The organism is Gordonia sp. AC31, assembly GCF_031844505.1.
GTDB classification, from domain to species: Bacteria; Actinomycetota; Actinomycetes; order Mycobacteriales; family Mycobacteriaceae; genus Gordonia; species Gordonia hongkongensis.
Genome location: NZ_JAUZVK010000011.1, coordinates 91,806 through 118,192, shown reverse-complemented (window position 1 = coordinate 118,192; position 26,387 = coordinate 91,806). Strand labels below are relative to the sequence as shown.

Annotated in this window: 25 protein-coding genes; 21 read left to right on the top strand and 4 right to left on the bottom strand. The window is 68.8% G+C overall.

What is annotated here, in order from left to right; genetic code table 11:
- Positions 1-61 precede the first annotated feature (61 nt).
- Entirely contained in the window at positions 62-1,450 is a 1,389-nt protein-coding gene (locus Q9R39_RS14805) for an IS1380 family transposase (RefSeq protein ID WP_311277689.1), read from the top strand.
- A gap of 237 nt (positions 1,451-1,687) precedes the next feature.
- On the opposite strand, the gene Q9R39_RS14800 is transcribed toward Q9R39_RS14805, so the two are convergent.
- Positions 1,688-3,334 (bottom strand): AAA family ATPase, encoded by a 1,647-nt coding sequence (locus Q9R39_RS14800; protein ID WP_311277688.1) that lies wholly within the window; start codon positions 3,332-3,334, stop codon positions 1,688-1,690.
- A gap of 373 nt (positions 3,335-3,707) precedes the next feature.
- Here Q9R39_RS14800 and Q9R39_RS14795 point away from each other — a divergent pair, with 373 nt between their 5' ends.
- The 12 genes from Q9R39_RS14795 (at position 3,708) to ahcY (ending at position 12,694) form a co-directional block, all read left to right on the top strand.
- The gene (locus Q9R39_RS14795; protein WP_137809593.1) at positions 3,708-4,088 is read left to right on the top strand and encodes a hypothetical protein; all 381 of its coding nucleotides are present in this window, start codon (positions 3,708-3,710) and stop codon (positions 4,086-4,088) included.
- 8 nt (positions 4,089-4,096) lie between these two features.
- A complete protein-coding gene (locus Q9R39_RS14790) occupies positions 4,097-4,408 on the top strand; it encodes a YbaB/EbfC family nucleoid-associated protein (RefSeq protein ID WP_078113319.1) in 312 nt (103 codons plus the stop codon).
- A 58-nt stretch (positions 4,409-4,466) separates the two neighbouring features.
- Entirely contained in the window at positions 4,467-4,775 is a 309-nt protein-coding gene (locus tag Q9R39_RS14785) for a type VII secretion target (RefSeq protein WP_058251955.1), read from the top strand.
- Between the two features lie 62 nt (positions 4,776-4,837).
- Positions 4,838-6,115, top strand: a complete 1,278-nt coding sequence (locus Q9R39_RS14780) for a hypothetical protein (protein ID WP_396275673.1) — start codon at positions 4,838-4,840, stop codon at positions 6,113-6,115.
- Positions 6,112-6,423, top strand: a complete 312-nt coding sequence (locus tag Q9R39_RS14775) for a PE family protein (RefSeq protein WP_137810653.1) — start codon at positions 6,112-6,114, stop codon at positions 6,421-6,423. The genes Q9R39_RS14780 and Q9R39_RS14775 overlap by 4 nt, the downstream gene beginning before the upstream one ends.
- A gap of 77 nt (positions 6,424-6,500) precedes the next feature.
- Positions 6,501-7,556, top strand: coding sequence for a PPE domain-containing protein (locus Q9R39_RS14770; protein WP_058251952.1), 1,056 nt, complete (start codon positions 6,501-6,503; stop codon positions 7,554-7,556).
- Complete coding sequence (locus tag Q9R39_RS14765) at positions 7,553-8,383, top strand: ESX secretion-associated protein EspG (protein WP_311277687.1); 831 nt, start codon at positions 7,553-7,555, stop codon at positions 8,381-8,383. The genes Q9R39_RS14770 and Q9R39_RS14765 overlap by 4 nt, the downstream gene beginning before the upstream one ends.
- Positions 8,384-8,501: 118 nt before the next feature.
- Positions 8,502-8,825, top strand: coding sequence for a WXG100 family type VII secretion target (locus tag Q9R39_RS14760; RefSeq protein ID WP_014927790.1), 324 nt, complete (start codon positions 8,502-8,504; stop codon positions 8,823-8,825).
- A 46-nt stretch (positions 8,826-8,871) separates the two neighbouring features.
- Positions 8,872-9,174, top strand: coding sequence for a WXG100 family type VII secretion target (locus Q9R39_RS14755; protein WP_058251950.1), 303 nt, complete (start codon positions 8,872-8,874; stop codon positions 9,172-9,174).
- Between the two features lie 188 nt (positions 9,175-9,362).
- On the top strand, positions 9,363-10,940 hold the full coding sequence (locus Q9R39_RS14750) for a sodium-dependent transporter (RefSeq protein WP_311277686.1): 1,578 nt from the start codon (positions 9,363-9,365) through the stop codon (positions 10,938-10,940).
- A complete protein-coding gene (locus Q9R39_RS14745) occupies positions 10,937-11,116 on the top strand; it encodes a methionine/alanine import family NSS transporter small subunit (protein ID WP_058251948.1) in 180 nt (59 codons plus the stop codon). The genes Q9R39_RS14750 and Q9R39_RS14745 overlap by 4 nt, the downstream gene beginning before the upstream one ends.
- A 108-nt stretch (positions 11,117-11,224) precedes the next feature.
- Positions 11,225-12,694: an adenosylhomocysteinase gene (gene ahcY / locus Q9R39_RS14740; protein WP_311277685.1), complete on the top strand. Its 1,470-nt coding sequence runs from the start codon at positions 11,225-11,227 to the stop codon at positions 12,692-12,694.
- Between the two features lie 80 nt (positions 12,695-12,774).
- On the opposite strand, the gene Q9R39_RS14735 is transcribed toward ahcY, so the two are convergent.
- Complete coding sequence (locus Q9R39_RS14735; RefSeq protein ID WP_137811466.1) at positions 12,775-13,290, bottom strand: hypothetical protein; 516 nt, start codon at positions 13,288-13,290, stop codon at positions 12,775-12,777.
- 379 nt (positions 13,291-13,669) lie between these two features.
- The gene (locus Q9R39_RS14730; protein WP_311277684.1) at positions 13,670-14,323 is read right to left on the bottom strand and encodes a dTMP kinase; all 654 of its coding nucleotides are present in this window, start codon (positions 14,321-14,323) and stop codon (positions 13,670-13,672) included.
- 89 nt (positions 14,324-14,412) lie between these two features.
- On the opposite strand from Q9R39_RS14730, the gene mtrA reads away from it, so the two are divergent.
- The 3 genes from mtrA to lpqB are packed head-to-tail and all read left to right on the top strand — an operon-like array spanning position 14,413 to position 18,514.
- A complete protein-coding gene (gene mtrA, locus Q9R39_RS14725; RefSeq protein WP_091344371.1) occupies positions 14,413-15,099 on the top strand; it encodes an MtrAB system response regulator MtrA in 687 nt (228 codons plus the stop codon).
- Entirely contained in the window at positions 15,096-16,769 is a 1,674-nt protein-coding gene (gene mtrB, locus Q9R39_RS14720; protein WP_311277683.1) for an MtrAB system histidine kinase MtrB, read from the top strand. Before mtrA ends, mtrB begins: the two co-directional genes overlap by 4 nt.
- Entirely contained in the window at positions 16,766-18,514 is a 1,749-nt protein-coding gene (gene lpqB, locus Q9R39_RS14715) for an MtrAB system accessory lipoprotein LpqB (RefSeq protein ID WP_265968117.1), read from the top strand. The genes mtrB and lpqB overlap by 4 nt, the downstream gene beginning before the upstream one ends.
- A 17-nt stretch (positions 18,515-18,531) precedes the next feature.
- On the opposite strand, the gene Q9R39_RS14710 is transcribed toward lpqB, so the two are convergent.
- The gene (locus Q9R39_RS14710) at positions 18,532-19,161 is read right to left on the bottom strand and encodes a ComF family protein (protein ID WP_265968315.1); all 630 of its coding nucleotides are present in this window, start codon (positions 19,159-19,161) and stop codon (positions 18,532-18,534) included.
- 395 nt (positions 19,162-19,556) lie between these two features.
- On the opposite strand from Q9R39_RS14710, the gene hpf reads away from it, so the two are divergent.
- The 5 genes from hpf (at position 19,557) to Q9R39_RS14685 (ending at position 26,311) form a co-directional block, all read left to right on the top strand.
- Positions 19,557-20,378 (top strand): ribosome hibernation-promoting factor, HPF/YfiA family, encoded by an 822-nt coding sequence (hpf, locus tag Q9R39_RS14705; RefSeq protein ID WP_058251942.1) that lies wholly within the window; start codon positions 19,557-19,559, stop codon positions 20,376-20,378.
- 152 nt (positions 20,379-20,530) lie between these two features.
- The gene (gene secA, locus Q9R39_RS14700) at positions 20,531-23,359 is read left to right on the top strand and encodes a preprotein translocase subunit SecA (protein ID WP_247449903.1); all 2,829 of its coding nucleotides are present in this window, start codon (positions 20,531-20,533) and stop codon (positions 23,357-23,359) included.
- Positions 23,360-23,622: 263 nt separating this feature from the next.
- Complete coding sequence (locus Q9R39_RS14695) at positions 23,623-24,147, top strand: Rv3235 family protein (protein WP_311277682.1); 525 nt, start codon at positions 23,623-23,625, stop codon at positions 24,145-24,147.
- Between the two features lie 55 nt (positions 24,148-24,202).
- Positions 24,203-25,693, top strand: coding sequence for a wax ester/triacylglycerol synthase domain-containing protein (locus Q9R39_RS14690; RefSeq protein ID WP_065631847.1), 1,491 nt, complete (start codon positions 24,203-24,205; stop codon positions 25,691-25,693).
- A 51-nt stretch (positions 25,694-25,744) separates the two neighbouring features.
- Complete coding sequence (locus Q9R39_RS14685; protein WP_211538384.1) at positions 25,745-26,311, top strand: DUF6912 family protein; 567 nt, start codon at positions 25,745-25,747, stop codon at positions 26,309-26,311.
- Positions 26,312-26,387: the final 76 nt, after the last annotated feature.

Sequence of the window (26,387 nt, the reverse complement as noted above, 5' to 3'; positions counted from 1 at the left end):
CTGAGCTGGAATGATTGGTGGTGTTGAGACACAAAACATTCCAGCTCAGAAGGCACTTTCAGTGAAAGTATCGCACACGTTCTCCGCCACGTCCGCCATGTTCGACGACGACAACCTGGTGTCGCACGCCGGACTGGTGCCGGTCATGAGAGTGGCCGAGTCGACCGGGTTGGCCGCATCGCTGGGCGACCGGGTCGATCTCGGTACCACCCAGGTCGCCTCCGCTGGGGCAAACCTCGACGCGAAACTGTTGACCGTGATCGGCGGATTGTGTTGCGGCGCTGACAGTATCGACGACCTCGGAATGGTCCGCAGCGGTGGGCACACCCGCCTGTTCGACCGCGTGTACGCCCCAGCCACGATCGGACAAACGCTGCGCGAGTTCACCCCCGGCCACGCCCGGCAACTCAACGCCGTGATGACCCACACATTGCCGGCGATGTGCGCCACCGCGGGTCTGCTACCCACCGACGGGTCCCGGGTATTTGTCGATATCGACTCACTACTACGCCCGGTCTACGGCTACCAGAAAGAAGGCGGCTCCTACGGGCACGCGAAAATCGCCGGGCGTGAACTGCTGCGCAAAGGGTTGTCCCCGCAGGTCACCACCCTGTCTGCGCCCGGGTATGCACCGGTGATCGGCAACGCCTGGCTACGGGCCGGGCGCACCGCTTCCGGTAACGGGGCAGCGAGAATGATCGCTGAAACCCTGACCACCGCACGCCGCTGTGGGGCGAGCGGGGAGATCACCGTCCGCGGCGACGCGGCCTATGGCACCGCCGCGGTGATGCGCACCTGCCAACGCCTCGCAGCGACGTTCTCGCTGGTCCTGCGGACCAATACGGCGATCACCCGCGCCATCACCGCGATCGGCGACGACGCGTGGATGCCGGTGCACTATCCCGGGGCGGTCACCGACCCCGACACCGGCGAACTGATCTCTGATGCCGAAGTCGCCGAAACCACCTACACCGTGCAACCGGACTCCACCCAGCCGGTCACCGCCCGCCTGATCGTGCGTCGGGTCACAGCCCACCACCCCGCCGGCACCGACACCCTGATGCCCGCCTGGCGGTACCACTCGTTTTTCACCAACACCACCGACGACACCGTCACCGCCGACATCACCCACCGCCGCCACGCCATCATCGAAACCGTGTTCGCCGACCTCATCGACGGACCGCTGGCCCATCTGCCCTCCGGACGGTTCGGTGCTAACGCCGCCTGGCTGGCGCTGACCGCGATCAGCCACAACCTGATGCGCACCCTCGCCGCACTCACCAACACCCCCAGACTGCGGGCCGCGCGGGGCGCTACGCTGCGCCGCACACTCATCGCGGTACCCGCCCGACTAGCGCGACCAGCACGAACACCGGTCCTGCACCTACCCCGACACTGGCCAACCCAACACGCCTTCACCACGCTGTGGGCCGCAGTGCATACTCCCTGACCTACCAACCACACCCGCCCACCCACCACCAAGGAACCCCAGTGAAAAGGCTGACACAGGTCAGCGAATACCACACGCCCACAACACAATCAGACGATCACGCGCCCCAACCCACCCCACCTGAAACCCTTCCACGGATTCAGGCTGAGGAGCGCCCGGAGCTTGCGGAGGGCGCGTCACGAAGGGTCTGCCCCGCGTCTCACCAGGTCCCTTCCGCCGCTCGGGATCAGGGGTCGGTCAGCGGAGGAACGGCTCCTCCCGTTGTCCGGGGCCACCCGAGAAATCGTCGGCGATGGTCGCCGCGAGTTCGACGAACGATCGCTTCGTCGGCTTCGACATCAGTTCGAGGTCGACGTCCGCGCCTTCGGCGAGGTGGTCGTCGAACGGGATCTTGTGCACGGCGCGGCACCGCGTGAGGAAGTGTTGACCCAGCTGGTCGGTGTCGATGGTCGACGACCCGGGTCGCGACGAACTCAGGACGACCACGGCGCGCGAGACGAGGTGCCCGAAACCGTGCGCCTCCAGCCAGTCCAGGGTCGCGCCGGCGCTGCGGGCGCCGTCGAGAGCCGGGGAACTGACGAGGATGATCGTGTTCGCGAGGTCGAGGACCCCGTTCATCGCCGAGTGGCTCAGACCGGTGCCGCAGTCGGTGATGATGATGTTGTAGAAGCGCTGCAGCACGGTGATGACGCCGCGGTACTCCTCCTCGTTGAACGCCTCGGCCATCGCCGGATCTCGTTCGGAGGCAAGGACTTCGAGGCGACTCGGCGCCTGCGACGTGTGGGCCCGGACGTCTGAGTAGCGGTAGACGTTCTCATCGGCGAGCAGGTCGCGGACGGTCGACCGGGTCTGCTGCGGAATGCGCTGTGCGAGCGTACCGAGGTCGGGATTGGCGTCGACGGCGATGACGCGGTCGCCCCGCAGGGAGGCGAACGTCGAGCCGAGGCCGACGGTGGTCGTCGTCTTGCCGACTCCGCCCTTCAGCGACAGCACGGCGATCCGATAGTCGCCCCGGACCGGCCGGTTCACCCGTTCGAGCAGCTGCTGATATTCGATGTCGCCCTGCGACTCACCGGGATTGATCGCACCGGCAGACAGCGTGTGCACCGCACGACGCCAGCCGCGACTCGGCGCGCGACGGGCCTTCCGGATGAGTGCCACCTCGTCGAGCGAAGGGCCTCCCGACGGCGGCCCGTATCCGTGCTGCATCGGCTGCCCGGGAAAGGCGGGCGCGGGACCGGGGCCCATCGGAGCGGGACCCGCGTACGGCGGAGGTTGATGGCCGGCGACCGGAGTCGGTGGCATCCCCGGCTGGGCGGACCACGCGGGAGCGGACTGGGGAGCCGGCGGGGCGGGCGGCACGATCTGCGACGCGGCGGGGTGCGGCGGCATTCCGGATGACGGTGCCGGGCCGGTGACGTGCCCGGGTCCGAGGTTGTCGGGTCCGAAGTGGTCCGGCCCCGGGACGGGAGGAGCCTGCGGCGGCCACGGGGGAGCGACCGGGTTCTCAGTCGGTGAGATCTCGGGACGCGGCTCCGGCGGAACGGGCCCGCCGTGAGGATGCGGATCGGCGGGCGCGGCCCCGGGGTGGTCGGCGGCGCCGGCGTGGTCGGCGGGCGGACGGACGGCGGCGGGATGGTCGGGCGGTGGCGCCGACCGGCTTTCGAAGTCCGGCCGCGGGGGCATCGTCTCGCGGGCCGGTGATCCGCTGTCCGGACGTGCGGACGATCCCCGGGGTGCGGGCGGCGCGGGCGCTGCTGCCGGCGGCCGTTGTGGAGCGGCGGTCGGCGGGGCGAACTGCAGCCAGGGCGGCGGCGCCGGGGCGTCGGCATCAGGGGTGCCGGGCCCGGTTCCGTCCGGTCTCGTCGGGTTCTCGTACGTCATCGGGGAATCCTCTGGTCAAGCGGCCGGGCGCCGATCGCGTTGCGGCGAGTTCGGCGAGGCGTGCAGCGATCCACCCCGTTTTGTCGATCGACCCCGGCTGCGTCCTGCGGCAGTCTACCCAAGGTCCTCGACCTGGTCCGGACGACGTCCACAGAGCCGTCTCGAGGACACGCGTTCGGCATAGTGCATCTCTGGTGTGGTGAGGCCGAACCGAGTATGGCACTATGCAGACACTCAACACATGTGCGCAGCGGGGTGCGCGGTTCTTCACGGATCCGTATGTGGGAGGTCTGGTTCCGTCGAACGAAAATTCGATGGAACCGGAAGGGGCCCCGGCTGCGTCATATTCGGCGTGAAGGGGGTGCAGCTTTCCATGACCTACTCCGACGATCCTCGGGATCTCGTCGACGGTGATCCCGACGACCCGTGGGCGGTGTTGCACGAGTTCGTGACCGCGCGGTCACGGTCGGGCGGGCTCGGCGTCCGGACCACCGCGCAAGGTCTTCCGGTGGCAGTTCGTATCGAGGCGTCCGAACTCGACAAGGATCCGGTTCTGCTCGCCGGGGACATCCTCCGACTCTGTCAGCAGGCGGCGATGTCCGCCGGTATCCGGCTCCGCGAGAACCTGCTCGCCGCCGGCATCGACCGGGACCTCGTGCAGGAGATGCAGTTGCCCCGCCCGGACGATCTCGCACGAGCCGAGTGGCGCGACGACGAGGAAGCCGACGCGCCCGCGTCGTGGTTGCAGCGATGACCTGGGGAATGGACGAACTCGAGGCGCGCGCGCAACGGCAGCTCGACGGCCTGCACGGGTTTCAGGAGAAGCTACGCGCGATCTCGGTCCGGGAGACGTCGTCCGACGGGCTGGTCACCGCCGAGGTGGACGGCAAGGGCGCGCTCATCGACCTCGAATTCGCCTACGGCGCCAACGAACTCGGTGCGAGCCGGCTGGCCGACCAGGTCGTGACGACCGCCGCGCTGGCCGCACAGAAGGTCTACGCCCGGATCGCCGCGGTGACCGAGGAGTTCAACGAGTCGTTCGGCGACATGCTGGCCGCTCGTCCGGCCGAATGACGGACCCGGCCGACATGACACCGATCCATCAGACTGACACCCACGAGGGGGTTCGAGAATGACGAACGTCAAGGTGACGCCGGAGGTGCTCGAGGGCTTCGCCGCCACGAACGCCGCGATGGCGACCGCCGTCGGCACCGCCGGGTCGATCGACGCCGCGGCCAACACAGCGGCGATGGTCCCCGTCTTCGGGCTCATCGGGCAGGAGTTCCTCGCCGCCTTCATCGCTGCGCAGGCCAGTCACCTCATGTCCGTGGGGCAACTCGCGGCCGTGCATGCCGCCACCGCGGCATCGACTGCGGCGGGTCTCGCCGAGTTCGAGGGCACCGACGCCGCCAGCGCCGCAGCCATCCGTTCGGTGCTGTGACGGTTCCACCGCTACCGGGCATCCCGGATGTGCCCGCCCTGAATTACATGACGGTGCAGGAGATGATCGAGGCGACCCCGCTCGGCCCGATCCTCGACCGCACGGTCGCCGACGTCCTGGGCGGACTGGGTCTGCCTCCGCTGCCGGTGCTGCCCCCGTTGCCGCCGATGCCGGGACTGCCACCGCTGCAGCCACCGAACCTGGACATGTTCATCAAACCGATGACCGATCTGCTGGGTGGTTTCGGCACCGGTGATCTCTCGGGTGGCGGATTCGACCCGACCGTCATCTTCGAGAGCCTCACCAAGGTGCTCGAGACGTCGATGACGATGGGGCAGAGCGCACTCAAACTCGCCGACCAGCTGTGGGCAGGGCAGGGCGCGGTGAGCGCCGGCGCCAAGACCGCCGAGGCGGGGGCGAACAGTTCGGCTCTGGCCACGCAGGGGTCGGGGATCTCGTTGGATACCAAGACGGCGGCCGCGATCGTGGCAAAGGGCTTGGCAGTGGTGCAGGGGATCATCGCGGCGACGGTCGCGAAGATCACCGGCTTCGCGGTACCGATGATGATGACACCGGCGGTCGGCGCAGGCTTCGCAGCTGCGGCCGGGTTCGCCTCCGTCGGACTGTCGCAGGCGACCGCCGCGGTCGCGGTGACCCGGGCCGAACTACTCGGCCCGACGACGGCTATGGCCGTAAACGGTGCCCCGGTCGCCGTCACCGGTGCACCCACCGCGGGCGCGGGACAATCGCCGTTCACGCTGGCCAGCTCGATCCTCGACGTCGTGTCGCCGGCGATGTCGACGGCCACCGAACTGCCCACCTCGCTGATGCAACCGATCAGCAAGATGCTGAACGTCGAACACGGTTCACCTGCCGTCGTCCCGGCTGCGCTGTCGCCGAAGTCGAAGGGCGCGGGCGGCGGTGGTGGTGGCGGGGGAGGCGGCGGTGGCGGTGGCATCGGAGGCGTGGGCGGAATAGCGACGCCGCTGGGCGCTTCTCGACCGACCGTCCCGACGAACTTCAACCTCGGCGAACCCGCCCTCGGTGCATCGACGACCGCCAGGCCCGTGACGGCGCCCGCCGCTATGCCGATGGGTGGCGCACCGATGGGCGGTGCCCCGATGGGTGCCGCCGGTGCGCGCGGCGCGGGCGCCGCGGACGACCAGCATTCGGTACCCGACTATCTCGTCACCGAGGACAACGGCCGTCGCGTGGTCGGTGAGTCGCCTGAGGTCGCTCCAGCCGTCATCGGTCATGAGGAAGCCGCCGAAGCCGATCCCAGCCCGGACATCGAACTGCGACTGGGCGTGCCCGGTACGAAACGAAACGAGGAAGTATGAGCAACTCGCAACTCCGCGTCGAACCCGCCGAACTGATCTCGGCGGCAAGCGACCTCGACCGGATCGCCGACCGCCTGGAACACGCGCTCACCGCCGCCGGTCGGGCGTTGCCCGTGGCCGCGCAGGGTCGCGATGAGGTCTCGACCGCAGCTGCCGAGAGTTTCACGACGGTAGCCGAGAAGTTCGAAACGGACACGGCGACGGGAGTTCTGGAGATGCGGAAGATCGCCGCCGTACTCCGCGCGCAGGCCGCCGGCTTCATCGAGGGTGATGCCGAGGCGTCGGACGCCTTCCGCGTGGCGTTGTAGGAGAGCGCGAACCCCCTGCATAGCAACATCATTCCGCTCGCACGTCCACAACCCGCCGGCATCGAAGGGAGGCGCTCGTGATCGGCTTCACCGGAGTCAACTGGGACACCCGTCCGACCGAACAGCTCGCCGCCGACCTCGGCGCCGGTCCCGGGCCCGCGCCGCTGGCGGAAGCGGGCCTGGCCTGGGCCGCTCTTGCCGCGGAGGTCGGGGAAGCCGGTGTCGAATACGCCGCCGTGCTGGCACGCCTGGGGGCGCATTGGCAGTCCGCCCACACCAGTGCGGCTTTCGAGAAGCTGACCCGGCTGGCCCCGTGGTTCGCCGAAGTCGCGACCGAGGCGGCCGAGAATGCCACACGCGCCGAAGCCCAGGCCGCGGCGATCACGGTCGCGCGGTTGAACATGCCCGACCTCGCCGAGGTCGACGTCGTCGAGAAACTGCACGAGATCGCAACCACCGCCACCGCGGTCGCACCGATCATCGCCGGTGCGGCCGCCCAGGCCGAGCGTGCGGTCGCGCACCAGCGAATGCGGGCTGCCCGTGTGATGCAGACGTACGAGAATGCCACCGAACCCGTTGCCGCGCCGTGGGAATCGGCGAAACCCGCACCGGGGCTCGTGTCCGGTGACGCGCTCGCCGCCGAGCGGGCGGCGGCGGCCCGCGCGGCCGCGCCACCTCCGACCCCGGCGCCGGCCGCGCCTCTGGGTGCGGCGATGCCCGCGGGCATCGGGGGAGTGTTCCTGCCGCCGCCCGAGAAGCTGAAGTACGCACCGACGATCGTCGCGAGCGGACCATCGCAGGTCGCCGCCACGACGTCCGGCGGCGCTCCGGGGGCGTCGGCCCCCGTGACCGGCCCCGGCGTACCGCCGCCGGTGGCCCCGGGTGTCGCAACGGCGGACCGCGGTTCGGTCGTCCGCACCGTCGGCGCCGACGCCGCCGAACTGGACTCGTCCGACCCTCCGCCCTCGGTGGCGACCGAATCCACGGAACAGACGACCTGGGCCGAGCTGGCCACGTCGGATCGTCCTGCTGCGCATTATGTCTCGGCGCCAGACGGGCACGGAATGCCCGACGTCGATCCGCGCTACCTATCGGAGACGCTGATGCTCGGCAACCCGGGTGAACGCCGATGATGCCGATCGTGCACGACGCCGGGATGACGTTCGATGCCGCAGTCCTGTGCCGGCTCGGCGAACGTTTCGGAGTCCAGACCTGGCCGGTCGTCCTCGACCTCGGGAACGTTGCCGCGGAGTCCGACACCGGGAATGACTCCGCCAACGTCACCCAAGCCGACCCCGACGCGGTGATCGCGGCGCTCGAACTCGTCGAGCACGGTGAGCCCACACCGTGGGCGTCGACGGTGCTACGGGTGCTGGCGCAACCGCAGCGCGAGATCGAGATCCGCTCCTACACTGACGACGCGGTTCGCCGAATCTGTGTGGCGCGCAACGGCCACGACCACGTACTCGTGACGCGGACGGGCCGTCGCGTCGACGTCACGGTCGTCGATGTCGCCGACGTCGAGGCCCTCGCCGCGGTGGTGCGGGCTCAGTTCGACGCTCTCGAATCCGCCGCGGAGCCGGCTGAATTCACGGCCTTCTCGGCTCCGTCCGACGAGGTCGTCGACCGGCTCGGCCGTTGTCGGGCCGGCACCGAGACGACCGACGCCCTGCACGCGCTCGGCGCCGCACCGGCCGATGCCGTCGTCGTCTCGGCAGGGTTCGCGTCGTGCCGGACCCGCACCGAGGTCGTCGCCTCGATGAACGAGGACGGACGATTCGCTCAATCTTCTGGAGCTGTCGCGATTTTCGACACCGAACGGGGTCGAATCGTGTCCAGTCCCAGCAAGTCCCCGGACGGTCGGGTGTGGACCACCTTCTCGCCGGGAACGGGTCATCGAATCGCACAGGCGGTCAGCCTGTTGATAGAGACCCTGCCCGACGGGGAATGGATGCCATGATCCGCATCGGGGGATTCCGCGGAACAGACCGCCGCGGGAATCAACTGTCAGGGGTATCTGTGTCACGGATACCAACGGGGGCATCGCCAAACGGTGCCGTTACACAGGAGGAGCACTCATGCTGAACTTGCCCGGAGCAGGCGGCGGCGCCGGCGTCACCGTGAACGTCGCGGACGGACAGGCCACCGCAGCCAAGGTCGGCAGTCTCGTCGAGGACATGAAGGCCGTCATCAACCAGATCGCCCAGCACGCCGGAAACGCCACACCCACGTGGCAGGGCTCGGCCGGTGTCGCGTTCGACGGCACGCACACCGACTGGAACAAGGCCGCGCTGACCATGAACCAGCTGCTGGAGCAGATCAAGACCCAGCTCACCAACGGCTTCGCCGGTTACGAGGACCAGGACGCGGCTGCCGCGCGCGGACTCAACACCAGCGTCTGACACCGGTCCGCATCCCGAACCTCACGTTCTGCGAAAGGAACCCACCATGAACGGCTCGATCAATTACGACTTCGCCGCTCTCGGCGATCTCAGCGGCGGCCTCCGGGCTGCCTTCACCCGGCTCGAGGACCTGAACTCGCAGCTCAAGGCGCAGGTCGCCGCCCTCGACGGGAACTGGAACTCCCAGCAGGCCAAGGCTGCCTACGTCGACGCGCAGGGCGCCTTCGATCGGATCTTCACCCAGTCCCGTGACTCGCTGACCGCGCTGGAGCAGGGTGTGAGCAACGCCAGCCGTGTCATGCAGGACACCGACGCAGCGATCGGAACGGGTTTCCGCGGTCTCGTCTGACCGCCGACCGACTCGTAGCCCGACGTCAGGACGGGGACCCACGGCCGTGCGCCGGGGGTCCCCGTTCGCGTTCGGGCGCGCCGTCTGCCAACGCCCGCGGGAGTCCCGCTTCGTGCGATAGCGTCGACGTCTACAGACCTCGCGGCACCCGTACCCCGAGGGCGCAGATCTCGACGAGGAGGTAAGCGGTGGCATCTGCCAAGACCGTCGGAGGTGGTCGGGAGCAGTTCACCCGGAACTCCGGCTTCATCTTCGCCGCAATCGGTTCCGCAGTGGGCCTCGGCAACATCTGGCGCTTCCCGGGCGTCGCGTACGAGAGCGGCGGCGGCGCGTTCCTCATCCCGTATCTGGTCGCCCTGCTGACCGCGGGCATTCCAGTGCTGTTCCTCGACTACGCGGTCGGGCACCGCTTCCGCGGCACCGCACCACTGTCGTTCCGACGCATCAAGAAGCCGGTCGAGGCGCTGGGCTGGTTCCAGACCGGTCTGCTGTTCGTCATCGGCGTCTACTACGCGGCGGTCATCGCCTGGGCCGCCAGCTACTTCTTCTTCTCGTTCAACCAGAGCTGGGGCGACGACCCGGCGACCTTCTTCACCCAGGACTACCTCCAGGTCGGTGATCCGGGTGTCTCGACGACCGTCGTCGGCGGCGTCGCACTGCCCCTGGTCATCGTGTGGCTCGCGGTGCTGGCCGTCCTGGCCCTCGGTGTCGCCAACGGCATCGAGAAGGTCAACATCGTGTTCATCCCGTTGCTGTTCATCGGGTTCACCGGGCTGGTGATCCGGGCAATCACCCTGCCCGGCGCCGCCGACGGGCTCAACGCCCTCTTCACCCCGCAGTGGGCCGCTCTGAAGGACCTCGACGTCTGGATCGCGGCCTACAGCCAGATCTTCTTCTCGCTGTCGATCGCGTTCGGCATCATGATCGCGTATGCCTCGTTCCAGCGACGCCGGGCCAACATGACCAGCTCGGGTCTGGTCGTCGCGTTCGCCAACTCCTCGTTCGAGATCCTCGCCGGCATCGGCGTGTTCTCGGCGCTTGGATTCCTGGCCTACCAGCAACAGGTGGCCGTCTCGGATCTCGAGGGTCTGACCGGTCCGATCCTGTCCTTCGTCACCTTCCCGGCCGTCATCTCGGAGATGCCGGGCGCCGCGTTCTTCGGGGCGCTGTTCTTCGGCTCGCTCGTGATCGCGGGCTTCACCTCGCTCATCTCGCTGATGATCGGTGTGTCCGGTGCGCTCCAGGACAAGTGGGGCATCAGCCGCACCAAGGCGGCGGTCGGCGTCTCCGGTATCTGTGGCCTGATCTCGATCGCCCTGTTCTCCACGACCTCCGGCCTGATCGCCCTCGACACGGTGGACATGTTCGCCAACAACGTCGGCGTCGTCGCGTCGGCGATCATGATGACGGTCATCCTCATCTGGGTGCTCCGCCGCGGAGACATGCTGCGCCAGCACCTGAACGCCGTCTCGACGTTCAAGGTCGGCAAGATCTGGCTGGCGCTCGTCGGGGTCGTGGCGCCGATCTTCCTCACGATCATGCTGGTGCAGAAGGTGTGGTCGGTCGTCGACGAGGGATACGAGGGATACCCGACGTGGTACCTCGGCGTCTTCGGCTGGGGCACGATCGCGCTGGTCGTCGTGGCTGCGGTGCTGCTCACCCTGCCGTCCTGGAAGGGCCGGGATCAACCGGACTTCCTACCGTGGCCACCGCTGGCCGACACCGGCCGCACCTCCGGCCCGTCCACGAAGGAGACCGTCCGATGAGCGGTATCGCCATCGTCATGCTCATCGTGTCGATCACCATCGTGTGGGGTGGGCTCGTCGCGAGCATCGTGTTCCTCCGCCGTCGGCCCGAGGTGGAGGACTTGGCAGAGGATCCGGACCTGGTCCGGGAGGACGCCGACCGCGCGGCCCGGCCCCACCCTTCGCGCGACACCTGAGGCTCGGAGCACCTGCCCCTCGGAACCGCCCGGTCGTTCGGTTAGCCTGGATCGAACGCATTCGCGCCTGCATCGACGGGCGCCCGACGCGAACGACAAGGGGATCAAGTGACGACTGCTCAGGACGAGCTGAAGGCCGACAGCCGCAACGGAATCGACTACAAGGTGGCCGACCTGTCCCTCGCGGACTTCGGCCGCAAGGAGATCGAGCTCGCCGAGCACGAGATGCCCGGACTCATGGCGCTTCGACGCGAATACGCGGACGTGCTGCCGCTCAAGGGAGCTCGTATCTCCGGCTCGCTGCACATGACCGTGCAGACCGCGGTCCTCATCGAGACCCTCACCGCGCTCGGCGCCGAGGTCCGGTGGGCGTCGTGCAACATCTTCTCCACCCAGGATCACGCCGCGGCGGCGATCGTCGTCGGGCCCAACGGCACGCCGGACGAGCCGAAGGGTGTGCCGGTCTTCGCCTGGAAGGGCGAGACCCTGGAGGAGTACTGGTGGGCGGCCGAAGAGATGCTCACCTGGCCCGGTGAACCGGCCAACATGATCCTCGACGACGGTGGCGACGCCACGATGCTGGTGCTCCGCGGCGCCGAGTTCGAGAAGGCCGGCGTGGTCCCGCCCGCGGAGGACGATCACCCCGCCGAGTACAAGGTGTTCCTCGAACTGCTGCGCAACCGGTTCGAGACGGACAAGGGCAAGTGGACCGCGATCGCCGAGGCGGTCCAGGGCGTCACCGAGGAGACCACCACCGGTGTGCTGCGGCTGTACCAGTTCGCCGCCGCCGGCGACCTCGCATTCCCGGCGATCAACGTCAACGACTCGGTCACCAAGTCGAAGTTCGACAACAAGTACGGGACCCGCCACTCCCTGATCGACGGCATCAACCGCGGCACCGATGTCCTCATCGGCGGCAAGAAGGTGCTGATCTGCGGGTACGGCGACGTGGGCAAGGGGTGCGCCGAATCGCTCGCCGGGCAGGGCGCCCGCGTCCAGGTCACCGAGATCGACCCGATCAACGCGCTGCAGGCGCTGATGGACGGCTTCGACGTAGTCACCGTCGAGGACGCGATCGGCAACGCCGACATCGTCATCACGTCGACCGGCAACCTCGGCATCATCACCCTCGAGCACATGCGGGCGATGAAGCACCAGGCGATCCTGGGCAACATCGGCCACTTCGACAACGAGATCGACATGGCCGGCCTCGAGAGGTCGGGTGCCAAGCGCATCACCGTCAAGCCGCAGGTCGATCAGTGGATCTTCGAGAACGGCAAGTCGATCATCGTGCTCTCCGAGGGGCGTCTGCTCAACCTCGGGAACGCGACCGGTCACCCCTCGTTCGTCATGAGCAACAGCTTCTCGAACCAGGTCATCGCCCAGATCGAACTGTGGACGAAGAACGACGAGTACGACAACGAGGTCTACCGCCTGCCCAAGCACCTCGACGAGAAGGTGGCCCGCATCCACGTGGAGGCGCTCGGCGGCAAGCTCACCAAGCTCACCAAGGAGCAGGCCGAGTACATCAACGTCGATGTCGAGGGGCCGTACAAGCCCGAGCACTACCGCTACTGATCGATCGGCATAGAAAAGGAGCCCCACCTCGGTGGGGCTCCTTTTCTATGACCGGGGGTTCGAAAGCCGGGTTCCCGAAGTCAGGTTCCGATGTCGGGTTCGGCGTCGGGGCAGTAGATCCACGAACCCTCCTCCTTGAGGAAGCGCTCGTTCGACTTCTCCGATGCCGTTCTCTCCGTGCCCTTCTCGAGGTGGGACACGACCTCGGACTGGGCGACGTCGCCGTCGAAGACCGTGTCGAGGAAGCCGTCGAGAACGATGTCTCCGCCGTCGGCAGGGGGTACGCCGGTGATCCGGTCTCGGGACTGGGTGCACACCGCGGCGCGCATGCGCGCGACGTCGCGCTCGTTGCGGGCGGTGATGTAGGCGAGCAACGCCGCCCGGATCTCGGAAAGGGCGGTGTAGTCGGTCGATCCCGGCTCCGACCCGCTCTCACTCGGCGACGGGTCGTCGGAGGCGGAGGTCGGGCCCGATGTCGCGCTCGACGAACCGGCGACCACGGTGTCGTCCGACGACGATCTGGTCACCACCACCGTGAGCACCAGGGCTATCACCGCGACGATCGCGACGCCGCCGAGCACCCAGGCGACGATCACCCCGGTGTTGCCACGCGGCGGCGGGCCGGGCGGGCCTCCGAAGCCGGGAGTCCCGGGCGCGGAGGGACCGTACTGTCCCGGGGCGAACGGGGGGCGGCCGTACGGGGCGGGCGGAGGGCCGTATCCCCCCGGGCGATGCGGACCGGGCACTGGTTGCCGACCCGGGCCGTACTGCTGACCGGGACCCTGTTGACCGGGGCCCTGCCTGCCGGGACCCGGCGGGCCCGAACCCTGAGGACCCGGGCCCGGCCGACCGGGGCCCGGCGGACCGTACGGCGGCGGTCCACCACCTGGTGGCGGTGGCTGATAGGTCATGAAACGCCCTTCAGAATCGGTGGTCCAAGGCTATCGAAAGGGTGCCGCGAGGTCATCGGACGCGTCATTCGGTCGGTGCTGTTCGGTCGGTACGGAGGTCGTCGGCCAGGCCCGCGACATCCTCGCCGTCGAACAGGTACCAGGGCGACATCCAGCCGTCCCCCGCGAGTTCGCGATAGACGGCGTCGACCCGGCGCTGCAGGGCGTCGTCGCGTTCGTAGGCGTCCCGGGCTCGCGCCGCGTCCTGGTCGGCGCGCGACGCCGCACGCTGCATCGCGACCTCCGGTGGCACCCCGAGCAGGACATGGCGATCGGGGACCGGCATGTCGAATCGGCCGAACTCCAGGTCGACGACCCACCGCACCATCTCACCGCCGGCGCCCTGCTCCAGACGTGCGGCGTTGTAGGCGGCGTTGGACGCGACATAGCGGTCCAGGATCACGATGTCGTGGGCCTCGGTGGCGGCGTGGATGTCCTCGACCGCTCCGGCCCGGTCGAGCGCGAACAGCAGTGCCATCGCGTACACGCTGTCGCGTAGGTCACCGTGCGAACCGTGGAGCGCTTCGGCCGCGATGTCGGCGGTCGCCGACCGGCCGTAGCGGGGAAAGGTGAACGTCGCGACCCGGAGTCCGGCCGCTGACCATCGGTCGATCAGACCGGTGACCAAGGTGTTCTTGCCGGCGCCGTCGAGTCCTTCCACGGCAATCAATTGACCCACGCCGGGGAGTCTAGGTGGACGGAACCAAACGGGTCAGAACGTCCGTCCCGGCGCGTCGATCACCACGGTTTCATCACGGTGATGTCACCATTGACAACATGAAGCCCCGCATCCTCGTCGTCGACGACGACGCCGCACTCGCCGAGATGCTGACGATCGTGTTGCGCGGCGAGGGTTTCGAGCCCTTCGTGGTGGGCGACGGCACGCAGGCTCTGACCGCGGTCCGAGAGATCCGTCCCGATCTGGTGCTTCTCGACCTGATGCTGCCCGGCATGAACGGCATCGACGTCTGCCGTGTGCTGCGTGCCGATTCGGGTGTGCCCATCGTGATGCTGACGGCGAAGTCCGACACCGTCGATGTGGTGCTGGGCCTGGAATCCGGCGCCGATGACTACATGGTCAAACCGTTCAAGCCGAAGGAGCTGGTCGCCCGGGTGCGTGCGCGCCTGCGCCGGACCGACGAGGAACCGGCCGAGCTGCTCTCGATCGGCCCGGTGGAGATCGACGTGCCCGCCCACAAGGTCACCCGCGACGGTGTGCCGATCTCGCTGACCCCGCTCGAGTTCGACCTGCTGGTCGCGCTCGCGCGCAAGCCCCGTCAGGTGTTCACCCGCGACGTCCTCCTCGAACAGGTGTGGGGATACCGGCACCCGGCGGACACTAGACTCGTCAACGTGCATGTCCAGCGGTTACGCGCCAAGGTCGAAACCGACCCGGAAAATCCCGAGGTCGTCCTGACGGTGAGGGGGGTCGGCTACAAGGCCGGCCCGCCGTGATCGGTCGATCTCGACGACGGGTCAACAGCACTCTCGGACGCTTCACCCGCGCCGCCGGCGCTGTCGGACGTGCCTTCGGGCACATCTGGCGGCGCTCGCTGCAGTTGCGGGTCGTGGTGTCCACGTTGGTGCTGTCGGTCGTCGTTCTCCTCATTCTCGGCTTCGTCCTCGTCACCCAGATCACCGACCGGTTGCTCGACGTCAAGCTGGCGGCGGCGACCGAGGAGATCGACCGCGCCCGCATCTCGGTGGAGCGCGATCTGTCGAGCGGCGCGGGCAACATGTCCGTCCAGAACCGTTTGCGTCAGACGCGGTCCCTGCTCACCGACCGGGACGCCGACACCGGGCAGGCGTCGGGTGCCGTCGGTGCCTTCGACACCGTCCTGCTGGTACCGGGCGGATCCGACAACGGGGTCGCGAGCGGCGTCGGGCCGACGGCCGAGGTGCCGTCGAACCTGCGGGACATGGTCCGCGGCGGTCAGGTGGCCTACCAGTACACCCAGGTCCCCGACGGGACGGGGGGTCGGGCGCCGGCGCTGATCGTCGGCAGTCCCACGAACGCCTCGGTGCCCGGCCTCGAGTTGTACCTCGTGTTCCCGCTGACCGCGGAACAGAACACGCTCGACCTCGTCCGCGGCACGCTGCTGACGGGCAGCATCGTGCTACTCGGTCTGCTGGCCGCGATCGCGTGGCTCGTGTCGCGTCAGGTCGTCATCCCGGTGCGGTCGGCGTCGCGGATCGCGGTCCGGTTCGCCGACGGCCGACTGAAGGAGCGAATGCCGGTCCGCGGTGAGGACGACATGGCCCGGCTCGCGATGTCCTTCAACGACATGGCCGAGAGCCTGTCCAAGCAGATCACCCATCTCGAGGAGTTCGGCGGACTGCAGCGGCAGTTCACCTCCGACGTCAGCCACGAACTGCGCACACCGCTGACCACCGTGCGGATGGCCTCCGACGTGCTCTACGAGGGCCGCGAGGATCTCGACCCGGTCCGCAAGCGGTCGGTGGAACTGCTGGACAAGGAACTCGACCGCTTCGAGACGTTGCTCAACGAGCTACTAGAGATCTCGCGTCACGACGCCGGCATGGCCGAACTGGCCGCGGAGCGGATGGACATGGCCATCCCGATCGACGGTGCCCTGGCCACCGTCGGTCACCTCGCGGAGGAGACCGGCACCGAGCTCGTCCTCGATCTCCCGGCCGAACCCGTCCTGGCCGAGATCGATCCGCGTCGCGTCGAACGCATCCTGCGGAACCTGCTCGCCAACGCCATCGATCACGGCGAACGGAAACCGGTGACGCTCACCATGCGTTCGGATGGTGACGCGGTGGCCATCACCGTGCGCGATCAGGGCATCGGACTGCGGCCGGGGGAGGAGAAGCTGGTGTTCAACCGGTTCTGGCGATCCGACCCGTCGCGATTCCGGCGTTCGGGCGGTACCGGCCTCGGCCTGGCCATCAGCATCGAGGACGCCCGCCTGCACCAGGGGCGCCTCGAGGCGTGGGGTGAACCGGGCAAGGGCGCGTGCTTCCGGTTGACGTTGCCGCTCGTGCGCGGGCACAAGGTCCTCGGTTCGCCGTTGCCGCTGAAATCGGTGGGCACCCTGCAGCGCACATCCGCGCCCAGGACGGGTGGGCGCGCCGCGGGCCCGGGAGAGGGTGCCGAATGACGCGGGCATCCCGGTCCGGCCGCGCCGTCCTGGCGCTGGCGCTCGGCATCGCGACGCTGTTGCTGGTCTGCGCGTGCGGGGCGATCCCCAACTACTCGTCTCCCCAGCCGATCAAATCGTTCGAACGGGAGGGCGCGACCAACGCCGTCCCGGTGCCCCAGGCCGACATGGATCCCGAGGCCCTGGTGCGGGCCTTCCTCAAGTCCACCGTCGATCCCGACTCGGCGCATCGCTCGGCGCGCGCCTTCCTGACCTCGGTCGCCTCGCAGCAGTGGGACGACCGCGGCGACGCGCTGATCGTCGACGAGATCAACACCTTCGTCGACCAGCGCAACGAGGACTCGGTGCGGATGCGGCTCATCGGCGACAACGTCGGGACCCTCAAGTCCGACGGTCAGCTGCTGCCGGCCTCGGGACGGGTCGAGACCAGCATCAGCCTCACCCGCTCGGGAGACCAGTGGCGCATCGACGGGCCCCTGCCGAACGGCACGATGATCGACCGGGACCAGTTCGACAGCACCTACCGGCCGGTCTCGCTGTACTACAGCGACCGCACCGGGCGCCGGCTCGTCCCCGACCCTCGCTGGCTCTACGCGGGACAGGCGACCGACCCGACCGTGCTGGTGAACCGGTTGGTCGCGGGACCCGCGTCGGACCTCGCGGCGGCAGTCGACAGTGGTTTCCCCAATGGAGCCGCACTGCGGGGTCCGGTCGTCGGCCTCGCCGGCGGCGGCGTACGTGTGGATCTCGACGGCATCGGGAGCGCCCCCGCGCGGGATCGCAACCTGCTGGCGGCGCAGATCATCTGGACGCTCGACGGCGCCGACATATCCGGGCCCTACGTCATCGACGCCGACGGCGCGCCGCTGGCCGCCGAACGCGCCTCCGGATGGCAGACCACCGACGTGCGGGCCTTCGATCCGAACTCTGTGCCCACCACCGATGTCGGGCTCAACATCGTCACGGGCGGCGCGTTGCGAGCGGTGACCGACACCGCGACCGTGCCGGTGCAGGGGCCGCTCGGGTCGGCGCGCGATCTGCGGTCGGCGACCATCTCCGACAACGGGGCGCGGGTGGCCGCGGTCCGGAGTCTGTCCGGACCAGAGCGCAGGCTCGAACTGGTGATCGGCGACTACGGCGGCGACGTCGGACCGATCGTCGGCGGGTCGTCGATCACCCGGCCGTCGTTCGGCTCCGACGAGAACACCGTGTGGGTCGTCGTCGACGGCAAACCGATCCAATGGCAACGCGACGACGACGGCACCGCCACCGTGCCCGTCGAGGCTTCGGCGATTCCTACGGTCGCGCGAGGCGCGATCACCGAGATGCAGGTGGCCCCGGACGGTGTGCGCACCGCACTGGTGGTCGGCGGACAGATCGTCTTCGCGGTGCTGTCGACCAACACCGAGGGCCAGGTGTCGCTGACCAGCCCGCGGATCGCGGCCTACAACATCGGCAACCGGGCGGTCTCGGTGGACTGGGCGTCGCCGACGACGCTGATGATCGCGCGCGAGGCACCCGAGTCGCCGGTCGTGCAGCTGTCGATCGACGGCACCCCGGCGGTCGGCCTGCTGAGCGGCAACGTGTCCCCGCCGGTGCGGGCGGTGGTCGCCAACGCCTCGACGATCTACGTGGGCGATCAGCGCGGTGTGCTGCGACTCGGCAGCAGCAACGGCCAGCCCGACCAGTACTGGACCGAGGTCGAGCCGGCGATGATCGAGGGCGCGATCCCGGTCCTGCCCTGAAATCCGAGCCGCTACCGTCAGGCAGCTGCGAGCACGACGACCGCCGCGACGTCGACGCCGTTCTCGGCGAGCACGCGCACCGATTCGGTCACGGTCGCGCCGGTCGTCAGCACGTCGTCGACCAGGATCGCGCTCGCCCCGGGGGCCGGGACGGCGCCGGAGCGCAGCCGGACGGCGCCGCGTAGATTCCGGGCGCGGGCCCGGGCGTCGAGTCCGGCGGAGTCCCGTGCCGTCGCCGACGTCACCAGCAGCGGTGCGACCCGTACCCGTCGGCCCAGTGCGGGCGCCGCGTTCGCCGCCACCGCCGTGACGGGGTCCCCGCCGCGCCGCCGCGCCGTCATCCGGCGGGTCGGTGCCGGGATCAGCAGCATCCGTTCGGCGTCGGGGAGCTCACCCCACCGGGCCAGCACGCGGACACCGAGCGCGAGAGCGGTGCCGAGGGGCTGGGCGAGATCGCGACGGTCGTGTTCCTTGAGCGCGATGATCGCCTGCCGATGCGGACCGCGGTACCGGCCCAGCGCCCAGACCGGGACGCCGGGCGCGACCCGAGTGTGGGCCGCGATGGGGGCGTCGGACAACGCGCGCTCGCATCGTCGGCACCACCGGGTACCTGGGCGACCGCACCCGCCGCAGACCATCGGGAACATCAGATCGGCTCCCGCCTCGAAGACCTCCCGGCGCCACGTCACGCGCCGACGGTAGTGCACCTCGCACAGGTGTGCGGGGCGGTGGGCGAGGGTGTGCACAACCGGGGCACGGGTGCTCGCGGGAGGATCTCGTGCCCGTTCGTCCCGACATGCCGACGCCGCGCCGCAAAACGTGGCCGATACCGGAACTTGCGGCTACGGTCGGGGGTACAGCAGGTTGCCGGAGGCCGTCGAGGTGTGCCGGCCACGACCGCTTTTGCCGGGAGGTGATGCCCCTGTCTTTGAGTGTCAGCTGTCAGCTGACATGGACACATCCTCGGTGCCGTTCGAATCGCCCGTGCGACAACAGATCACGGCGATTCAACCGGCTTCGGGACAATTCAGGAGGTAGTTGAATGTCCACAGTCATCCACCGCAAAGGCCAGCGCGAACCGAAGACCGCCGACCCACGGCCGACCGTGGAGGAGGGTCCCGCGCCCGACCGCCGATCAACCGAGAACGATTCCTACGATCCGGAATTCGCCTTCGTCCGCCCACCGGGAACGGTGGACGCCGACGAGCCGGCCGAACCCACCGCGAAGGTCGTGTTCAGCGGCCGCAACGTCGAGATCCCCGACCACTACCGCATCTACGTCGGCGACAAACTCGCTCGTCTCGAGCGATTCGATCCGACCATCTACCGATTCGACGTCGAGCTGAACCACGAGCGCAACCGGAGACAGTCCAAGGTCTGTCAACAGGTGGAGATCACCGCGACGGGCAAGGGGCCGATCGTCCGGGCGCAGGCCTGCGGCGAGAACTTCTACGCCGCCCTCGAACACGCGCTCGACAAGGTCGAGTCCCGGCTGCGCCGCGTCAAGGACCGCCGCCGTGTCCATCACGGCAACCGCCGGCCGCTCTCGGTCGCCGAAGCCACCGAGATCGGTGCGCCGCCCCTCCGCGACAACCAGCTCTCCGTGGACGGTTTCGTCGGTGATCCGAACTCGACGGCGGCCGACTCCGCCGAACAGTGGGACGACGGCGTGGAGGAATACACACCCGGTCAGATCGTCCGCGTGAAGGAGCACACGGCCGTGCCGATGACCGTCGACGACGCGCTCTACGAGATGGAACTGGTCGGCCACGACTTCTTCCTGTTCCACGACAAGGAGACCGACAAGGCGTCCGTCGTCTATCGCCGGCACGCCTTCGACTACGGGCTCATCAGGTTGACCTGACGCCCGAGCGGGCCCCGCAGGCGGTCATCCGGTCGATGTCCGACGATCCGATCAGGGTCTGCTCAGCTCACCTCGGTACCATGGGATCCGGTCTGTGCGTTCGCGCGGGCCGGATTCCGTGTGTTTTCTACAGGTGAGGGACTCGATCCACGGTGCTGAACAAGCTGTTGCGTGTCGGCGAAGGCCGCATGGTCAAGCGACTCGATGCGATCGCATCGCACGTCGAGACGCTGTCCGATGACGTCGAGGCGTTGACCGACGCCGAGTTGCGTGCCAAGACAGACGAGTTCAAAGAGCGCATCGCCGACGGGGCGTCGCTCGACGAGCTGCTGCCCGAGGCCTTCGCGGTCGCCCGCGAGGCGGCGTGGCGAGTGCTCGACCAGAAGCACTTCCACGTGCAGATCATGGGCGGGGCGGCGCTGCACTACGGGAACATCGCCGAGATGAAGACCGGTGAGGGCAAGACGCTCACCTGTGTGCTCCCGGCCTACCTCAACGCGCTCTCCGGCGACGGCGTGCACGTGGTCACCGTCAACGACTACCTGGCCAAGCGCGACTCCGAGTGGATGGGCCGAGTGCACCGGTTCCTCGGTCTCGACACCGCCGTCATCCTCACCGGCATGAGCTCGGCCGCGCGGCGCGAGGCCTACGCCGCCGACATCACCTACGGCACGAACAACGAATTCGGCTTCGACTACCTGCGCGACAACATGGCGCACTCGCTCGAGGACCTCGTCCAGCGCGGCCACTCGTACGCGATCGTCGACGAGGTCGACTCGATCCTCGTCGACGAGGCCCGTACCCCGTTGATCATCTCCGGCCCCGCCGAGGGGTCGAGCAAGTGGTACACCGAGTTCGCGCGGATCGCCCCGCTGCTCGAGCGCGACGTGCACTACGAGGTCGACATCAAGAAGAAGACCGTCGGTGTCCACGAGGCCGGCGTCGAGTTCGTCGAGGACCGCCTCGGCATCGACAACCTCTACGAGGCCGCCAACTCGCCCCTGGTCAGCTACCTGAACAACGCGATCAAGGTCAAGGAGCTGTTCCAGCGCGACAAGGACTACATCGTCCGCAACGGCAACGTCATGATCGTCGACGAGTTCACCGGCCGCGTGCTCGACGGGCGTCGCTTCAACGAGGGCCTGCACCAGGCCATCGAGGCGAAAGAGGGCGTCGAGATCAAGGCCGAGAACCAAACGCTCGCCACGATCACGCTGCAGAACTACTTCCGCCTCTACGAGAAGCTGTCCGGGATGACCGGTACCGCCGAGACCGAGGCCGCCGAGTTCGACCAGATCTACAAGCTCGGGGTGCTGCCGATCCCGACCAACAAGCCGATGATCCGCAAGGACCAGGGTGACCTGATCTACAAGACCGAGGAGGCGAAGTTCGCCGCGGTCGTCGACGACGTCACCGAGCGTCATGCGACGGGACAACCCGTCCTGATCGGTACGACCAGCGTCGAGCGTTCGGAATACCTCTCCCGCCAGCTCAAGAAGCGCGAGATCCCGCACAGCGTCCTGAACGCGAAGTTCCACGAGCAGGAAGCGCAGATCATCGCCGAGGCGGGTCGGCTCGGCGCGGTCACCGTGGCCACCAACATGGCCGGTCGCGGTACCGACGTCGTGCTCGGCGGCAACCCCGACATCATCGCCGACACCCGGCTGCGCAAGGCCGGTCTCGACCCGGTGCAGACCCCCGACGAGTACGAGGCCGCGTGGGACGAGGCCATCGAGGTCGCCCGCACCGACGCCGCGAAGGAGGCCGAGGAGGTCCGCGCGGCCGGCGGTCTGTACGTGCTGGGCACCGAACGCCACGAGTCACGCCGCATCGACAACCAGCTGCGCGGCCGTTCCGGCCGCCAGGGCGACCCGGGTGAGTCGCGGTTCTACCTGTCGGTCGCCGACGAGCTCATGCGTCGATTCAACGGCGGTGCGCTCGAGGCGATCATGAACCGGCTGCCCGACGACGTCCCCATCGAGGCGAAGATGGTGACCAAGGCGATCCGCAGCGCGCAGACGCAGGTCGAGCAGCAGAACTTCGAGATGCGCAAGAACGTGCTCAAGTACGACGAGGTGATGAACGAGCAGCGCAAGGTCATCTACGCCGAGCGCCGCACCATCCTCGAGGGCGAGGATCACCACGAGCAGGTCAAGCAGATGGTCGACGACGTCGTCGGGGCCTACGTCGACGGTGCGACCGCCGAGGGTTACGCCGAGGACTGGGATCTCGACGAGCTGTGGACCGCACTGCGTGCGCTGTACCCGATCGAGCTCGATCCGAAGGATGTCGTCGGTGAGTCCGAATACGGTGAGCGCGATGACATCTCGGCCGACGAGCTGCGCGAGAAGCTCGTCGCCGACGCGCGCGCCGCGTACGACACCCGTGAGAAGCAGATCGACGCGATCGCCGGCGAGGGCGCGATGCGACAGCTCGAACGGAGCGTGTTGCTGAGCGTGCTCGACCGCAAGTGGCGCGACCACCTGTACGAGATGGACTACCTGCGCGAGGGCATCCACCTGCGTTCGATGGCCCAGCGTGACCCGGTCGTCGAGTACCAGCGCGAGGGCTTCGACATGTTCCACGGCATGCTCGAGGGCTTGAAGGAAGAGACGCTGAGCATCCTGTTCAACGCGCAGGTGCAGACACAGCAACCGGCGGCCGAGCAACCGCTCCCGAGTGCCGCCGACCTGCGCGCGGCCGTGGGCGCGGGTGCCCCGGCACCGGTGCCCGCTCCCGCTCCGGCCGCCGACTCCGGTGCTCAGGCCCCGGCCGCCCTGCGGGCCCCGACTCAGTCGGCGGACGCGGCGGTCACGTACTCGGGCCCTGGCGAGGGCGGCGGTACGGTCGTGCGCTCCGAGGAGGAGGAGCTCTCGGGCGCCGCGGAATCCGCCAGCCGTCGCGAGCGCCGCGCCGCGGCCCGCGCCACCACCAAGGGGTCCCGGCCGAAGCCGCCGAAGTCCAAGAAGCAGCGCCGCTGACCGGCGCCCCAAGCGGGTGCCGCCACCAGCAGTGACCGCCGACGGTCGGTCCCCGAGATGTCCGGGACCGACCGTCGGCGGTTTTCTCGGATTCGATGGAACCGGGACGCCGCCCCGTGCGTCCAAATCCCATGCGTCCACTCCTGGCGGGTCCTGAACTCGCACCCACGAGCACGTCGCGGCCGCACGGATCGCGGCCGTCGCAGCAGACACCGCGGGTCCGGGTTCGTCCGGCGCCGCCGTACGAGCCCGCCGGTCCGGTGGTGGCAGCACCGCACGGCCTTGCGACTCCGACGGCCATCCGGCCGTTCCCGGGGTCGGCTCCGGGTGCCGTTTCGGCGCGCAAGACCGCGGTCGCCGCGGCCGAGGCCCGCCGCTTCACCGTTGCGGTTTCCCGGCTGCTGTTCGAGGTGGTCGATCGGCGTCGCTCGGTCGCGCACCTCGGCGACGTCGTGTCGCCGGCGATCGCCGACCAGGTCGCAGCCCTCGTCCGGCATGACGCCTTTCGGATTCCGGAGCCGACCGGAACCGGAACGCCGGGGACCGTATCGACGCCTATGGCGACGCAGGTGTCGACCGGGAACGTGCTGCGGCGCGTACACGTCCAGGTGTGCGATCCCAGCGCCGCAGAGGTGTTCGGCTCGTACGAGGGAGGTGGGCGGACCCGGGCGTTCGCGGGCCGCATCGAGCGCAAGCCGATCCGGGTCCGTGGCGCCGCGGACCCGGGCCGGCGATCGTTGGGTCGAGTGGAATACCGGTGGCAGCTGGTGGCCCTCGAGTTCGGCTGACGGGTAGCTCCTGCGCAGACCACGGAAATCCGCGTCGGCGGTTACGATCGGCGTCGTGGTCACCCGTCTGTCGCCCCGCGACGCGATGTACTACTTCCTCGACGATTCGCGGTCCACGACCCACCTCGGGGCGTTGCTGATCGTCGATCCCGCGGCCGCGCAGGCGACCTCGGAGAACGCCGAACCGGGCGACACCGGATCCGAAGCGTCCGATGCCGCCAGGCGAGCGTCCCGGCAGTCGACGCTCGACTACGCGGGTCTGGTGTCGCTGGTCGAGAACCGCCTTCAACTCATCCCGCGGTATCGCCAGGTCGTCCGCGAGGTGACGCTCGGGCTCGCGCGCCCGGTCTGGGTCGACGACCCCGACTTCGACATCAACTTCCACATCCGTCGCGCGGGTCTGCCGCGGCCCGGTGGAGCCGTCGACGTCGACGAACTCGTCGCCCGGGTGATGTCGCGGCCGCTCGACCGCACGCGACCGCTCTGGGAGATGTATCTCATCGAGGGTCTCGCCGACGGCCGACTCGCGATCCTGACCAAGTCGCACCGATGCCTCATCGATGATGCGGGCAGCCGGGAGATCAGCGAGGTCATCTGCGACGACACCGAGACAGCGGAACCGCTGCCGGAGGAGTTGTGGATGCCGGGCAGGCCGCCGGGCGGCACCCATCTCGTCGCCGGTGCCCTCGCCGAGGCGCTCGCGCGTCCGGGCGACCTCGTGGACACGGTGCTCCACGGCAACGGAATCGTGTCCGAGATGCGGTCCGCCGTCGGCACGACCGTGCGGCGCGTGGGGGACGTGGTGTCGCAACTGACCGATTCGGCGCCGCGCAGTCCGTTGAACAACGCGGGCACCACCACCCGGTCCTTCACCACCGTCGCACTGCCGCGACGGGGGTGCGCAAAGGTCGCCGAGCATCACGGTTGCACCATCAACGACGTCGAGCTGGCCATCATCTCCGGCGTCATGCGCAAGTGGATGCTGTCGTTCGATCCGGCCGAGGTCCCTGCCGACACCGTGCGGGTCGTCGTGCCGCTGTCAGCACGGGACCCGGGTGTCGAGCGCACGGCCGAGCCGGAACCCGGGTGGATCGGGGTCGGCAAACCGAGTTTCGTCACCGATCTGCCGGTGGGGGAGAGCAATCCGGCCGTTCGGCTGGCGCAGGTGGCCGGTCTGGCCGACCGATATGCGCAGTCGCCGCGCCGGATGACTCTCGGTCCCAGCCCGCTCTTCCCCGAACTGGGTGTGGTGCCGTTCCCGGAGATCAGCTCTCGGGCGTTCCGGTCGCTGAACAGCCGTGCGTACAACGTGCCGGTGGCGATGAGCACGTCGCCGGTGCCGGACCGTTTCGTCCTCGGCGCACCGGTGCGCCAGGTCTTCTCGATTCCCACCCTCGTGTCGCAGCGTGCGCTGGCGATCAGCGTGGTCGAGTACCGTGACCATCTGCACTTCGCCTTCGTCGCCGACCGCGGGGTCATCGCCGATCTGCCCGCGATGGCCGACTACGTCTTCGAGTCCCACGAAGAGCTGACCCAGAAGAGCTGACCAGATGAGCTGACCCAGCCCTACCGCTGGCCGAACGGGAGTAGTTGACGAATGAGGGTGTACCTGCCGGCGACGTTGGCGATGCTGTTGCGGCTCGATACCGACGGCGAGTTCCGTCCGCTGGGCGGCACGGGTTTCGCCCTGACGCCCGCGCTGCGTGAGGCCTTCGTCTCCGGGGATGACGAGGAGCTGTCCGAGGTCGCGCTGCGCGAGGCCGCGCGTGCGTCGTTGCGCCTGCTCGCCGGGGAGGCCCCGGAGGCCGGCGACCGCGAGTCCGAGTCCGAACTGGTCGCCGACGAGGCGGTCACCGACCCCGCGGACACCCCGCGTCTGCCGCCCCGGCGCGTGGTCGTCGCGGCCGACGTGGAGGACGTGACACTGCGTCCCGACCTGGACGACGCGGTGGTCAAGATCGCCGGGCCCGTCCCGGTGTCGGCGATCGCGTCGGTGCATGTCGACGTCGCCGAGGCGGAGCCGAAGGTCCGTGCGGCCGTGGTGGTCATCGACGCCGCCGACATGGGTGATCTCGACGCCGAACTCGCGGTCGGCGACGTCGAGGACTTCGATCTCGCGTGGTACGCGACTCAGGAACTGCCATTCCTCCTCGAGCTGCTCTGAACCGAACCACTAACCTACGGTTGCGTAGGTTATGGTGGCTCCGACACGTTCCCCGACGTCGAAGGCGGTAAGTGAG

Coding starts and splice junctions, on each gene's coding strand:
- Q9R39_RS14785 (WP_058251955.1), top strand. CDS start 4,467: ATGACGAACGTCAAGGTGACGCCGGAGGTGCTCGAGGGCTTCGCCGCC.
- Q9R39_RS14685 (WP_211538384.1), top strand. CDS start 25,745: ATGAGGGTGTACCTGCCGGCGACGTTGGCGATGCTGTTGCGGCTCGAT.
- Q9R39_RS14745 (WP_058251948.1), top strand. CDS start 10,937: ATGAGCGGTATCGCCATCGTCATGCTCATCGTGTCGATCACCATCGTG.
- Q9R39_RS14760 (WP_014927790.1), top strand. CDS start 8,502: ATGCTGAACTTGCCCGGAGCAGGCGGCGGCGCCGGCGTCACCGTGAAC.
- Q9R39_RS14755 (WP_058251950.1), top strand. CDS start 8,872: ATGAACGGCTCGATCAATTACGACTTCGCCGCTCTCGGCGATCTCAGC.
- Q9R39_RS14800 (WP_311277688.1), bottom strand. CDS start 3,334: ATGACGTACGAGAACCCGACGAGACCGGACGGAACCGGGCCCGGCACC.
- Q9R39_RS14795 (WP_137809593.1), top strand. CDS start 3,708: ATGACCTACTCCGACGATCCTCGGGATCTCGTCGACGGTGATCCCGAC.
- Q9R39_RS14780 (WP_396275673.1), top strand. CDS start 4,838: ATGATCGAGGCGACCCCGCTCGGCCCGATCCTCGACCGCACGGTCGCC.
- Q9R39_RS14790 (WP_078113319.1), top strand. CDS start 4,097: ATGGACGAACTCGAGGCGCGCGCGCAACGGCAGCTCGACGGCCTGCAC.
- Q9R39_RS14710 (WP_265968315.1), bottom strand. CDS start 19,161: ATGTTCCCGATGGTCTGCGGCGGGTGCGGTCGCCCAGGTACCCGGTGG.
- lpqB (WP_265968117.1), top strand. CDS start 16,766: ATGACGCGGGCATCCCGGTCCGGCCGCGCCGTCCTGGCGCTGGCGCTC.
- hpf (WP_058251942.1), top strand. CDS start 19,557: ATGTCCACAGTCATCCACCGCAAAGGCCAGCGCGAACCGAAGACCGCC.
- Q9R39_RS14775 (WP_137810653.1), top strand. CDS start 6,112: ATGAGCAACTCGCAACTCCGCGTCGAACCCGCCGAACTGATCTCGGCG.
- Q9R39_RS14765 (WP_311277687.1), top strand. CDS start 7,553: ATGATGCCGATCGTGCACGACGCCGGGATGACGTTCGATGCCGCAGTC.